This window comes from Pseudomonas sp. 1176_21 (genome assembly GCF_052850635.1).
In genome coordinates, this window is the sequence record NZ_VXCV01000002.1 from 603,848 (window position 1) to 615,661 (window position 11,814).

General features: G+C 64.8%; 12 protein-coding genes and 1 pseudogene. 6 read left to right on the forward strand and 7 right to left on the reverse strand.

The genetic code is table 11. The features are described 5' to 3' along the window. Nucleotides 1-49 precede the first annotated feature (49 nt). From FW760_RS07850 to zur, 4 genes are all read right to left on the reverse strand, one after another. Complete coding sequence (locus FW760_RS07850) at nucleotides 50-763, reverse strand: PA5502 family lipoprotein (RefSeq protein ID WP_043862291.1); 714 nt, start codon at nucleotides 761-763, stop codon at nucleotides 50-52. Between the two features lie 144 nt (nucleotides 764-907). Next, nucleotides 908-1,690, reverse strand: coding sequence for a zinc ABC transporter permease subunit ZnuB (gene znuB / locus FW760_RS07855; protein WP_043862292.1), 783 nt, complete (start codon nucleotides 1,688-1,690; stop codon nucleotides 908-910). Further along, the gene (gene znuC, locus FW760_RS07860) at nucleotides 1,683-2,462 is read right to left on the reverse strand and encodes a zinc ABC transporter ATP-binding protein ZnuC (RefSeq protein ID WP_043862293.1); all 780 of its coding nucleotides are present in this window, start codon (nucleotides 2,460-2,462) and stop codon (nucleotides 1,683-1,685) included. The genes znuB and znuC overlap by 8 nt, the downstream gene beginning before the upstream one ends. After that, nucleotides 2,462-2,944 (reverse strand): zinc uptake transcriptional repressor Zur, encoded by a 483-nt coding sequence (gene zur, locus FW760_RS07865; RefSeq protein WP_043862294.1) that lies wholly within the window; start codon nucleotides 2,942-2,944, stop codon nucleotides 2,462-2,464. Before zur ends, znuC begins: the two co-directional genes overlap by 1 nt. A gap of 66 nt (nucleotides 2,945-3,010) precedes the next feature. Here zur and FW760_RS07870 point away from each other — a divergent pair, with 66 nt between their 5' ends. Next, complete coding sequence (locus tag FW760_RS07870; RefSeq protein WP_088514213.1) at nucleotides 3,011-3,931, forward strand: zinc ABC transporter substrate-binding protein; 921 nt, start codon at nucleotides 3,011-3,013, stop codon at nucleotides 3,929-3,931. A 91-nt stretch (nucleotides 3,932-4,022) separates the two neighbouring features. Here the strand turns inward: FW760_RS07870 and FW760_RS07875 are convergent, their stop codons facing one another. Together FW760_RS07875 and FW760_RS07880 are read right to left on the reverse strand one after the other, a co-directional pair. Further along, nucleotides 4,023-4,973 (reverse strand): homoserine kinase, encoded by a 951-nt coding sequence (locus FW760_RS07875; protein ID WP_043862339.1) that lies wholly within the window; start codon nucleotides 4,971-4,973, stop codon nucleotides 4,023-4,025. Between the two features lie 64 nt (nucleotides 4,974-5,037). Further along, the gene (locus tag FW760_RS07880; RefSeq protein ID WP_043862296.1) at nucleotides 5,038-5,325 is read right to left on the reverse strand and encodes a DUF2782 domain-containing protein; all 288 of its coding nucleotides are present in this window, start codon (nucleotides 5,323-5,325) and stop codon (nucleotides 5,038-5,040) included. A gap of 74 nt (nucleotides 5,326-5,399) precedes the next feature. Between FW760_RS07880 and polA the strand changes: the two genes are divergently transcribed. After that, nucleotides 5,400-8,180 carry a DNA polymerase I gene (polA, locus tag FW760_RS07885; protein WP_100634941.1) on the forward strand — a complete coding sequence of 927 codons (2,781 nt, stop codon included), beginning with the start codon at nucleotides 5,400-5,402 and terminating at the stop codon, nucleotides 8,178-8,180. A 289-nt stretch (nucleotides 8,181-8,469) separates the two neighbouring features. Here the strand turns inward: polA and yihA are convergent, their stop codons facing one another. After that, nucleotides 8,470-9,102: a ribosome biogenesis GTP-binding protein YihA/YsxC gene (yihA, locus tag FW760_RS07890; RefSeq protein WP_054916024.1), complete on the reverse strand. Its 633-nt coding sequence runs from the start codon at nucleotides 9,100-9,102 to the stop codon at nucleotides 8,470-8,472. Between the two features lie 267 nt (nucleotides 9,103-9,369). On the opposite strand from yihA, the pseudogene FW760_RS07895 reads away from it, so the two are divergent. From FW760_RS07895 to FW760_RS07910, 4 genes and pseudogenes are all read left to right on the forward strand, one after another. Then, nucleotides 9,370-9,456, forward strand: a pseudogene (locus tag FW760_RS07895) (cytochrome C); the annotation flags it as partial. 63 nt (nucleotides 9,457-9,519) lie between these two features. Then, a complete protein-coding gene (locus FW760_RS07900; RefSeq protein ID WP_043862299.1) occupies nucleotides 9,520-10,137 on the forward strand; it encodes a c-type cytochrome in 618 nt (205 codons plus the stop codon). Between the two features lie 165 nt (nucleotides 10,138-10,302). After that, a complete protein-coding gene (dsbA, locus tag FW760_RS07905; protein ID WP_043862300.1) occupies nucleotides 10,303-10,935 on the forward strand; it encodes a thiol:disulfide interchange protein DsbA in 633 nt (210 codons plus the stop codon). A gap of 11 nt (nucleotides 10,936-10,946) precedes the next feature. Then, nucleotides 10,947-11,801 carry an endonuclease/exonuclease/phosphatase family protein gene (locus tag FW760_RS07910; protein WP_043862301.1) on the forward strand — a complete coding sequence of 285 codons (855 nt, stop codon included), beginning with the start codon at nucleotides 10,947-10,949 and terminating at the stop codon, nucleotides 11,799-11,801. The last annotated feature ends 13 nt before the right edge of the window (nucleotides 11,802-11,814 follow it).

An 11,814-nucleotide genomic window follows, 5' to 3' on the forward strand; every position in this document is an offset into this window, starting at 1 on the left:
CCGGCTCCTGCAGGAGCCGGCCTTGCCGGCGAAGAAGGCACCGCCGACATCACTCGGCGCGCCGCGGCGTAAGCACCACCTGCGCTGGCTGGTTGCGATGAATCTCGTGGGCCTGCTGCAAGGCGAAGCTCGCATCGCGCTTGCTTACCCGCTTGGCCAGCAAGGTCTGTAGCCACGGCGCGTCATCACGGCGCGGCACCTGGAACACCACGTCACACTGGTAATTCACCACATCGGTGGCGATGTCATCCAGTTGTCGGCGCAGTTCTTCTATTTTCGTGATTTTCAACGCCACTACGGTGCTTGGCGCCGTAGGGTCGATGACTTTTGCCGGCGGCTTGGCTTCCGCCGCCTTGAGCGCGGCCTCGGCCTTGTCCAGCTCGGCCTTGCGCGCCTGGGTGATGGCACCATTCACGCCGCCGGTCAGCGCCGGGGCCTTGGGCATCAGCGCACGGGCACGTGCCAGCGCGGTGGCTGCGGCATTCACATCGCCCTTCTGCAGCACGATCTGGCTGCGTTGCAGGTAGGCTTCGGCCAGCTGGCGCTGCATGGGTTCGAGGCGTGCATCGTCTGGCGACTGGGCCTGCAAGGTGGCCAGCTGGTCTTCGGCGGTGGCCAGCTCGCTGCTGGCGATGTTCTGCTCCAGCAGCTGCCAGGCATCGGGCTGCGCGGGCGGCGGCGGGTCGACCGGCGCGCTGGAACAGGCGGCCAGCAGCACGGAAAACGCGGCAAGGAGCAGATAACGGGAGGCGAACGGCTTCATTCCTGCGACTCTCTATTTGCGCAAAAAGCGAGCAAGTCTACACCCAGCGCGCTGGCGCGAAAATAACTCTTCAGGATGTAGCGGCGATTAAAATGTCGCAGGGCGCGACCCTGTCGGCCGCACCCTGCCCATGGGGCTGCGCGCTCAGCGCCGGGGCAGCGCCAGGCTCACCAAGAATAGCACTGCCGCACACACCACGATGGATGGGCCGGCCGGGGTGTCCTTGAACCACGACAGGGCCAGCCCGCCACACACCGCCACTACGCCGATCAGGCTGGCGCCCAGGGCCATCTGTTCCGGCGAGCGCGCATGCCGCTGTGCGGCTGCGGCGGGGATGATCAGCAGCGAGGTGATCAGCAGCACGCCGACGATCTTCATCGCCACCGCGATCACCACCGCGATCAGCAGCATCAGCGCCAGGCGCAGCGCAGCCACCGGCAGGCCTTCGACCCGGGCCAGTTCCTCGTGCACGGTCACCGCCAGCAGCGGGCGCCACAGCGCCACGATCAGCAACAGGACCAGCGCACTGCCGCCCAGGATCCACGCCAGGTCGCCCGGGCTGATCGCCAGCAGGTCGCCGAACAGGTAGGCCATCAGGTCGATGCGCACATCGTGCATGAAGCTCAGCACCACCAGGCCCAGCGACAGCGTGCTCGGCGCGAGAATCCCCAGCAGGGTGTCGGAGGCCAGCGGCTGGCGCTGCTGCAGGGTCACCAGCAACAGCGCCAGCAACAGGCAGCCGACGGTCACCGCCAGCGTCGGGCTGACGTCCAGCACGAAGCCCAGGGCCACGCCCAGCAGCGCCGCGTGGGACAGCGTGTCGCCGAAATACGCCATGCGCCGCCACACCACGAACGAGCCCAGCGGGCCCGCCACCAGCGCCAGGGCCAGGCCTGCAAGCAGGGCATACAACAGAAAATCAGCCATGCTTGCAGTGGTCTCCGTGCACATGCCCGCCAGGGGCCGGGGTGACCACCGACCCGTGCAGGTCGTGGGCGTGGTCGTGATGATGGTGGTAGATCGCCAGGCTTGGCGCGTTGTTGCCGAACAGCTCGACGAAGGCCGGGTCGCCGCTGACCTGCTCCGGGTGGCCCGAGCAGCACACGTGGCGGTTGAGGCACACCACCTGATCGGTGGTGCTCATCACCAGGTGCAGGTCGTGGGAAACCATCAGCACGCCGCAGCCGTAGCGGTCGCGCAGGCGCGTGATCAGGCTGTAGAGCTCGGCCTGACCGGCCACGTCGACGCCCTGTACCGGCTCGTCGAGCACCAGCAGTTCTGGCTTGCGCAGCAGCGCGCGGGCCAGCAGCACCCGCTGCATCTCGCCGCCGGACACGGTCTGGATGGGGCTGTCGATGACGTGTTCGGCGCCCACTTCGTTGAGGGCCGCCAGTGCTGTCTTGCGGTCCACGCCCGGCACCAGGCGCAGAAAGCGCAGTACCGAGAGCGGCAAGGTGGCGTCCACCTGGATCTTCTGCGGCATGTAGCCGATGCGCAGTCGCGGCTTGCGCCATACGCTGCCGGTATGCGGCGCCAGCAGGCCGAGTACGGCGCGCACCAGGGTGGTCTTGCCGGCGCCGTTGGGGCCGATCAGGGTCACGATCTGCCCGGGCTCCACGCACAGGTCGATGCTGTCGAGCACGGCCTGGCCGCCGAAGGTGACGCCCACCTGCTCGAGGCGGATCAACGCGTTGCTCATCAGGCGCTCCGGCAGGTGCCGCACAGACCGACCACTTCGACGGTCTGGGTCTCGACACTGAAACCCACATCATTGGCGCTGGCCACGATAGCGTCGCTGATGGAGGCTTGCTCCAGTTCGATTGCCACGTGGCATTGGCGGCAGATCAGGAACTGGCCCTGGTGGGCATGCTCGGGGTGGCTGCAGCCCATGAAGGCATTGAGCGACGCGATGCGGTGCACCAGGCTGTTTTCCAGCAGGAAATCCAGTGCGCGGTACACGGTGGGCGGTGCGGCGCGGCGGCCGTCCTGCTCGCTGAGCACGGCAAGGATGTCGTAGGCGCCCAGCGGCTTGTGGCTTTGCCATACCAGCTCCAGCACGCGGCGGCGCAGGGCGGTCAGGCGCAGGCCCTGACGCGCGCACAGCGCATCGGCCTCGGCCAGCGCGCTGTGCACGCAGTGGGAGTGGTCGTGGGGACGGTTGGCCAGCGGGGTATTGGGCATGGGCAGCGACGGTTCTGTTGAGAGACGTTATTATGTTACCCGTTCCTGCCCCGATGAGTGCCTATCGTGTCCCGATTTTTTGCCCTTTTTGTCGCTTTTGTCACAAGCAGCCTGTTGATGACCCCGGCGCAGGCCGAGGTTCAGGTGCTGACCAGCATCAAGCCGCTGCAGCTGATCGCCGCCGCGGTGCAGGACGGTGTCGGTACGCCGGATGTGCTGCTGCCACCGGGCGCTTCGCCGCACCATTACGCCTTGCGCCCTTCCGATGTGCGCAAGGTGGGCCAGGTGGACTTGCTGTACTGGATCGGCCCGGACATGGAGGGTTTTCTGCCCCGTGTGCTGGGTAGCCGCAGCAAGCCGACGGTGGCGGTGCAGAGCCTGCCGGGCCTGACCTTGCGCCATTTCGGCGAGGACAGCCATTCCCACGCGCAAGACGCCGACGAGCACGACCATGACCACCGCCCAGGCAGCCTGGATGCGCACCTGTGGTTGTCGTCGGTGAACGCGCGGGTGATTGCGGCGAAGATGGCGGCGGACCTGGGCGCGGCCGATCCGCAGAACCAGGCGCGCTACACCGCCAACGCCAAGGCATTCGGCGAGCGCCTGGATGCCTTGGATGCGCGGCTCAAGGCGCGGGTGAGCGCTGTTGCGGGCAAGCCGTACTTTGTCTTTCATGAAGCCTTCGATTACTTCGAGGCGGCCTACGGGCTCAAGCACACCGGCGTGTTCAGCGTGGCGGCGGAGGTGCAGCCGGGCGCGCAGCACGTGGCCGCGATGCGCAAGCGCCTGCAGGAAGTGGGCAAGACCTGTGTATTCAGCGAGCCGCCGCTACGCCCGCGGCTGGCCGAGACGCTGACAGCGGGGTTGCCGGTGACGCTGGCCGAGCTGGATGCGCTGGGCGGCACGATGCCAGCGGATGCCAATGGCTATGAGCGGTTGCTAGAGAACCTGGGCAATGGATTGGCGGGGTGCCTGGAAAAGCTCTGACCCACCGATCTGTAGGAGCCGGCCGGCGAAGGGCTGCGCTGCAGCCCAACGGCTCCGCCGGCAAGGCCGGCTCCTACCTGGAGTGGCTCAGTTACAACGCGAACGGCAGGGCGATGTCCACCTGCTGACGCGCCGCCAGGCGCACCTCGAAATCCGCCGGGTCGTGAATCAGCACGTCCATCCCGGCAAACGACTCGGCCGCAATCAGCCGCGACAGCCAGAACCGCACGCAGGCCACCCGCAACATCACCGGCCACAGGTGTGCCTCGGCTGCGGTGAACGGGCGCAGCGCCGCATATGCACCGAGCAACGCCCGCGCCCGCGGCGGGTCGATCTGCCCGGCATCGTCGCAGCACCAGTCGTTCAGGGTAATCGCCAGGTCATACAGCATCGGCCCGGAGCACGCATTGTAGAAATCGATCAGCCCGGTCAGGTGGGTGCCTTCGAACAAGGCGTTGTCGCGGAACAGGTCGGCGTGCAGGTTGGCCCGCGGCAGCGCCATGATCTGGCCCTGGTGCGCGACGATCTCGTCCAGGCAGCCCTGCAGCAGCGCCTGTTGCGTCGGGTTCAGGCGCGGCATCAGTTCGGCGCCGGTGGCCAGCATCCAGTCCAGGCCACGGTCGGTCTTGCGCTCCAGCACCTTGTGCTGGGTCGCGGTGTGCAGGTGGCCCAGCAGTTCGCCCACCTGTACGCAATGCTGGTTGTTCGCCACCTTGATGTGCTTGCCCGGCAGGCGCGGCTGCAGCAGCGCCGGCTTGCCGGCCAGCTCGCGCAGGGCCACGCCGTCGCGGGTGCGCAGCGCATAGGGCACCGGCAGGTCGGCCTCGTGCAGCACGTCGAGCAGTTCGATGAAGAACGGCAGGTCCTGGATCGGCCCGCGTTCGACCAGTGTCAGCACGAACTCACCCTGTTCGAGGCTGACGAAGAAGTTGCTGTTCTCGGTGCCGGCGGCAATTCCCTGGAAGTCCCGCAGGCGACCCAGTCCATAGGGCGCCAGAAAGGTTTCCAGCTCGGGCCGGGTCAGTGGGGTGAAGACAGACATGGTCAAAAACTGCTCATTCGGGCACTTCCCGCAGGAAGTGCCAGGTGGATGGTAGGGGCCCGCATTACCACTCGAAGATTTTCCAGGAAGGAATCAGCATGTCGGGTTGGTCGGAACGGATGAAGTTGCCTTCCGAGCCGTCTGCGCGCACCAGAAAGTAAGGCTTGCCCCCTTTGGGGGTGACCTTGATGGCATACAGGAAACCGTTCTGGCGGTATTCCTGGATGGTCTTGTCGCCTTCCGTGCGAATGGTTACATCCGGATCGGCCGAAGGCGCTTCATCCGCCGCATTGGCTACCAGTGGAGCGGCAGCCAACACACCGAGCAGCAACAGGCGATTTAGTCTACGCATGATAACCTTGTCCCTTTGTCGTCAATGTTCCGGACATTCTAGCGCCGGGCCCGTTGAAAAGGTTGATTCTGCTCATGAGCCAAGCTCCCCTCGTCCTGGTGGACGGTTCGTCCTACCTGTACCGCGCGTTCCACGCGCTGCCACCGCTGACCAACTCCAAGGGCATGCCCACCGGCGCGGTGAAGGGTGTGCTGAACATGCTCAGGAGCCTGCGCAAGCAGTACCCGGACAGCCCCTTCGCGGTGGTGTTCGACGCCAAGGGCGGCACCTTTCGCGACGAGATGTACGCCGAGTACAAGGCCAACCGGCCGAGCATGCCCGACGACATGCGTGTGCAGATCGAGCCGCTGCACGCCAGCGTCAAGGCGCTGGGCTTCCCGCTGCTGTGCGTGGAGGGGGTCGAGGCCGACGACGTGATCGGCACCCTGGCCCGCAGCAGCGCCGCGGCGACCCGCCCGGTGGTGATCTCCACCGGTGACAAGGACATGGCCCAGCTGGTGGATGCGCACATTACCCTGGTCAATACCATGTCGGGCTCGTCGATGGACATCGAGGGCGTGAAGGAGAAGTTCGGCGTCGCACCCGAGCAGATCATCGACCTGCTGGCGCTGATGGGCGACTCATCCGACAACATCCCCGGGGTCAAGGGCGTGGGCGAGAAGACCGCCGTCGGCCTGCTGGTGGGCGTCAATGGCGGTATCAAGGAGCTGTACGAGAATCTCGACCTGGTGCCGAGCCTGCCGATCCGCGGGGCCAAGACCCTGCCGGCCAAGCTGCTGGAGCACAAGGAGCTGGCGTTCCTGTCGTACCAGCTGGCCACGATCAAGGTCGACGTGCCGCTGGAGGTCGGGCTGGACGACCTGCACCTGGGCGAACCTGACCGCGAAACGCTGCTGCAGCTGTACACCGAACTCGAGTTCAAGGGCTGGATCGACGAAGTTCAGCGCGAGAACAAGCGCCTGGAGCTCGCCCCGCCCCCTGCCGCCACACCCGACGCCGAGGCGCCCCCGGTGGCCGTTGCCGAGCCGGTAGCCCCTGTCGAGGCCGCCTATGAAACCATTCTGGACAAGGCACGTTTCGACGTGTGGCTGCAAAAGCTCAAGGACGCCGAGCTGTTCGCATTCGATACCGAAACCACCGGGGTCGATGCACAGCAGGCCCAGCTGGTCGGCCTGTCGTTTGCGGTCAAGCCCCATGAGGCCGCCTACATCCCGCTGGCACACGACTACGAAGGCGCCCCGCAGCAGCTGGACCGCGAGCTGGTGCTGAACGCGCTCAAGCCGCTGCTGGAAGACCCGAACAAGGCCAAGGTCGGGCAGCACGCCAAGTACGACATCAACATCCTGGCCAACTGCGCGGGCATCACCGTGCGTGGGGTGGCCTTCGACACCATGCTCGAATCCTATGTGCTGAATTCCACGGCCACCCGCCACGACATGGACAGCCTGGCCAAGAAGTACCTGGACCACACCACCATCGGCTTCACCGACATTGCCGGCAAGGGTGCCAAGCAGCTGACCTTCAACCAGATCCACCTGGACAAGGCCGGCCCCTACGCCGCCGAAGATGCCGACATCACCCTGCGCCTGCACCACAAGCTGCACGCCGAGCTGGCGGCGCTGCCAAGCCTGGCCAGCGTGCTGAGCGATATCGAGATGCCGCTGGTGCCGGTGCTGGCGCGTATCGAGCGCGAGGGCGCGCTGGTGGATGCCGACCTGCTCAGGATCCAGAGCGGCGAGCTGGGCGACAAGATGGACGCGCTGGAGCGCGAAGCCATCGAGCTGGCGGGCGAGCCGTTCAACCTGGGTTCGCCCAGGCAGCTGGGCGCCATCCTTTATGACAAGTTCGGCCTGCCGGTACTGAAGAAGACCCCCAAGGGCCAGCCGTCGACGGCTGAAGAAGCCCTCGAGGCGCTGGCCGAGGAAGGTTTCCCGCTGCCCAAGGTGCTGATGCAGTACCGCTCCATGAGCAAGCTCAAGAGCACCTACACCGACCGCCTGCCCGAGCAGATCAACCCGCGTACCGGGCGTATCCACACTTCCTACCAGCAGGCGGTGGCTGCCACCGGCCGCCTGTCGTCCAGCGACCCGAACCTGCAGAACATCCCGGTGCGTACCGCCGAGGGCCGGCGCATTCGCCAGGCCTTCATCGCGGCGCCCGGCTACAAATTGCTGGCGGCGGACTACTCGCAGATCGAGCTGCGCATCATGGCCCACCTGGCCAAGGACGAGGGCCTGCTCAGCGCCTTCCGCAACGGCCTGGACGTGCACACTGCCACCGCGGCCGAAGTGTTCAAGGTGGAGCTTGGCGACGTGACCTCCGACCAGCGGCGCAGCGCCAAGGCGATCAACTTCGGCCTGATCTACGGCATGGGCGCAAAGAAGCTGGGCAAGGACATCGGCGTCGACAGCAAGACGGCCAAGGCCTACATCGACGTGTACTTTGCCCGCTACCCGGGCGTGCGCGACTACATGGAGCGCACCCGCAAGCAGGCGGCCGACCAGGGCTACGTGGAAACGCTGTTCGGGCGGCGCCTGTACCTGCCGACCATTCACTCCAACCGTCCGCAGGAGCGCGCTGGCGCGGAGCGTACCGCGATCAACGCGCCGATGCAGGGCACCGCAGCTGACATCATCAAGCGCGCCATGGTCACGGTGGACAACTGGCTGGCGAGCACTGCGCTGGATGCCCGGGTGATCCTGCAGGTGCACGACGAACTGGTGCTGGAAGTGCGCGAGGACCTGGTGGAACAGGTGGCGCAGGAGATTCGCGTGCACATGAGCGGTGCCGCGCAGCTGGATGTACCGCTGGTGGTGGATGTGGGCGTGGGGGCGAACTGGGACGAGGCGCACTGAAAAGCGTGCTTGGCGCCTACCAAAAACAGAAATTTGCTGCGGCATAAGGTCGCGGCAATTTCTGCATTTTCGGCCTATGGAAAATAGTTTCCCGCGCCGAGGAACTAAACCGGTGAACCACGACTCAGAGTAACTGAATGGCTGGTGAAGCCCTTCGATGCTCCTATGTTGTGTTAAGTGTTGGCAGATATCTGGACCCCGCCCTAGCGGTCCGGAACTTGAACCCCGAACTTCCCCCTCCCCATACGAAGTCCGGGGTTTTTTTTGCCCGGCATTTGCCGGGCAGCCCTTATTCTGCGGGCTTGTCCGGCAGTTGCAGCCAGCGAGCCAGTACCGTGTAGGCCTCTTCCAGCCCCTGGCGCTTGGGCGCCGAGAACAGCTGGATGGTCACGCTGTCGCCCCAACCCTTGCGGATTTCGGCCTGTACCTTGAGCAGCGTGCCCTTGGCCGCGCCGAAGGTCAGCTTGTCGGCCTTGGTCAGCAGGATGTGCATCGGCATGCCGCTGGCCACGGCCCAGTCGAGCATCATCTTGTCGAAGTCGGTCATGGGATGGCGCACGTCCATCATCAGGATCAGGCCCTTGAGGCTCTCCCGGCTGCCCAGGTAGGCCTCCAGGTGGCGCTGCCAGTGCTGCTTGAGCGGGATCGGCACCTTTGCATAACCGTAGCCCGGCAGGTCGACCAGACGCCGATCGTCGTCCAGACTGAAGAAATTCAACAGCTGGGTACGCCCCGGGGTTTTCGAGGTGCGCGCCAGGCTCGCGTGGGTCAGGGTGTTGAGGGCGCTGGACTTGCCGGCGTTGGAGCGGCCGGCAAAGGCCACTTCGAAACCTTCGTCGTCCGGGCACTGGTCGACTTTGGCGGCACTGAGGGCGAATTTGGCCTGCTGGCAGAGTCCGAGGATGGGGTTTTTGACTTGCATGGTATTTCCGATTGGGCGTTGCTCGAGGGGGTCTCGGCAAGCGGTGTCGTTTCCGTTTCAGGCACGGGAGTATATAATGCCCCAGTTTTTGTGTGCGCATTATCCCAGCGTAGGAGGATGTGCACGGGAGCTGCTTGACCAAGCTTGCGCAGTAGACGCAGTGCAGCCCCAACCCTGAAAGGGTCGTATTCGGCGCTCAGGCTACACAGGATCCCTACAGCGTGGAAGTCACGCCTGACATAAGGGACCGCAGAGGCTGTCGAAGCAGCTCCCCAGGGTTTCAAGGCTATGCCGCCGCGTGGTTTGTGCATGGACTGCAGTAACGAGGACGATCAGGCCACCCTGACCGGGTGAGTCAACAAGACAGGTTGCCTCGATACATAACTCTTTCACCCTTAGCCGTAGTTGGATTAGCTGATGAACAAACTATTCGTGAGTCTGCTGTTGACCTTAGGCATCACCGGGGCTGCCAACGCTGCCGGCAATATCGTTGGGGATGCTGCTGCCGGTCAGGCAAAAACCGCTGTATGTGGCGCGTGTCACAACCCCGACGGCAACAGCATGGCGCCGAATTTCCCGAAACTGGCCGGCCAGGGCGAGAAATACCTGGAGAAGCAACTGCACGACATCAAGTCGGGCAAACGTACCGTGCTGGAAATGACCGGCATGCTGGCCGCGTTCAACGATCAGGACCTGGCCGATATCGCGGCCTATTTCGCCAGCCAGAAAGGCAGCGTGGGCGCCGCCGACCCGGCGCTGGTCGAGCGTGGTCGCGCACTGTTCAACGGCGGTGATCTGGAAAAAGGCCTGCCGGCCTGCACCGGTTGCCACTCGCCCAACGGCGCAGGCATTGCCGCCGCCGGCTTCCCGCACCTGGGTGGTCAGCACGCAAGCTACGTGGCCAAGCAGCTGACGGACTTCCGTGAAGGCAACCGCACCAACGATGGCGATGCCACCACCATGCGCACCATCGCCAGCAAGCTGAGCAACAAGGACATCGACGCGTTGTCCAGCTACATCCAGGGCCTGCACTGAGCCCCGGTTTAACGCTGGGTTAATACAGCGGCGCAAAAATGAAAAGGGTGGCCCGGGCCACCCTTTTTTGTGCCCGCTGCCGTTACACTAACGAACTCGGGCCTGCCCCGGCCTGTCTGAACCCAGGTCGCGACGAGGCGACACATCACTGCTCAGGAGTAACGCATGCGTAATCTGATTCTCGGCGCCGCGCTGGTCGCCGCCAGCGCCTTCGGTATGACGGTCCAGGCCGCAGACCCTGTGATCGCCGGCAAGGAATATGTCGAGCTGAGCAACCCGGTACCGGTGTCCCAGCCTGGCAAGATCGAAGTGGTCGAGCTGTTCTGGTATGGCTGCCCGCATTGCTACAGCTTTGAACCGACGATCAACCCGTGGGTCGAAAAGCTGCCCGACGACGTGAACTTCAAGCGTATTCCCGCCATGTTCGGCGGCCCATGGGACGCCCACGGGCAGATGTTCCTGACCCTGGAAGCCATGGGCGTGGAGCACAAGGTGCATGCGGCCGTGTTCGATGCCATCCAGAACCAGCGCAAGCACCTGACCAAGCCTGAAGAGATGGCCGACTTCCTGGCCACCCAGGGTGTGGACAAGGACAAATTCCTGGCCACCTTCAACTCGTTCGCCATCAAGGGACAGGTCAACCAGGCCAAGGAACTTGCCAAGCAGTACAACATCAAGGGCGTTCCGAGCATGGTCGTCAACGGCAAGTACACCTTCGACCTGGGCACCGCAGGTGGCCCGAACGGCGTACTGAACGTTGCTGACCAACTGATTGCCAAGGAACGCGCCGCCAAATAAGAGGCGAAACTATGCGCCGCTGGAAATCCGAGCGCCTCGTCGGCCTGCACGAACCGCAGGTCAACGAGCACCATATCGATGCAAGTGGTCTACCGTCCGACGGTCGCTTGCGTCTGCTCAGCTTCAATATCCAGGTAGGCATCAGCACCGAGCGTTACCGGCACTACCTGACCCGCAGCTGGCAGCACCTGCTGCCGCACATGGGGCGTGCCGGCAACCTGCAGAAGATCGGCAACCTGCTGGGCGACTTCGACCTGGTGGCCCTGCAGGAAGCCGACGGCGGCAGCCTGCGCTCGGGCTACGTCAACCAGGTTGAACACCTGGCGCAACTGGGTGCTTTCCCCTACTGGTACCAGCAGCTCAACCGCAACCTCGGGCGCCTGGGCCAGCACAGCAACGGCGTGCTCAGCCGCCTCAAGCCGCAACTGCTCGAAGACCACCCGCTGCCCGGCCCGGCCGGCCGCGGTGCGATCCTGGTGCGGTTCGGTGAAGGCGAGGATGCGCTGGTGGTGGTGATGATGCACCTGGCGCTTGGCGCGCGAACCCGCGCCCTGCAACTGGGCTACATCCGCGAGCTGATCGGCGGCTATCGTCACCAGGTGCTGATGGGCGACATGAACACCCATGCCACCGACCTGTTGCAGCACTCCCCGCTGCGCGACCTGGGCCTGATTGCGCCGCAGGTCGAAGCGACCTTCCCCAGTTGGCGACCACAGCGTTGCCTTGATCATATTCTGCTCAGCCCGAGCCTCACCCTGGAACGGGTCGAGGTGCTGTCCCAGCCGATTTCCGACCATCTCCCCGTGGCGGTCGAGATTCGTTTGCCTGATGCCCTGACTGTCGATACCCTTCCGGCCTTGCGTTAGTCCCCTTATCTGC

Bases quoted from the DNA above. Each gene is read 5' to 3' on its own strand.
- FW760_RS07850 (WP_043862291.1), bottom strand. From the start codon at position 763: ATGAAGCCGTTCGCCTCCCGTTATCTGCTCCTTGCCGCGTTTTCCGTG.
- znuB (WP_043862292.1), bottom strand. From the start codon at position 1,690: ATGGCTGATTTTCTGTTGTATGCCCTGCTTGCAGGCCTGGCCCTGGCG.
- znuC (WP_043862293.1), bottom strand. From the start codon at position 2,462: ATGAGCAACGCGTTGATCCGCCTCGAGCAGGTGGGCGTCACCTTCGGC.
- zur (WP_043862294.1), bottom strand. From the start codon at position 2,944: ATGCCCAATACCCCGCTGGCCAACCGTCCCCACGACCACTCCCACTGC.
- FW760_RS07875 (WP_043862339.1), bottom strand. From the start codon at position 4,973: ATGTCTGTCTTCACCCCACTGACCCGGCCCGAGCTGGAAACCTTTCTG.
- FW760_RS07880 (WP_043862296.1), bottom strand. From the start codon at position 5,325: ATGCGTAGACTAAATCGCCTGTTGCTGCTCGGTGTGTTGGCTGCCGCT.
- polA (WP_100634941.1), top strand. From the start codon at position 5,400: ATGAGCCAAGCTCCCCTCGTCCTGGTGGACGGTTCGTCCTACCTGTAC.
- yihA (WP_054916024.1), bottom strand. From the start codon at position 9,102: ATGCAAGTCAAAAACCCCATCCTCGGACTCTGCCAGCAGGCCAAATTC.
- FW760_RS07900 (WP_043862299.1), top strand. From the start codon at position 9,520: ATGAACAAACTATTCGTGAGTCTGCTGTTGACCTTAGGCATCACCGGG.
- dsbA (WP_043862300.1), top strand. From the start codon at position 10,303: ATGCGTAATCTGATTCTCGGCGCCGCGCTGGTCGCCGCCAGCGCCTTC.
- FW760_RS07910 (WP_043862301.1), top strand. From the start codon at position 10,947: ATGCGCCGCTGGAAATCCGAGCGCCTCGTCGGCCTGCACGAACCGCAG.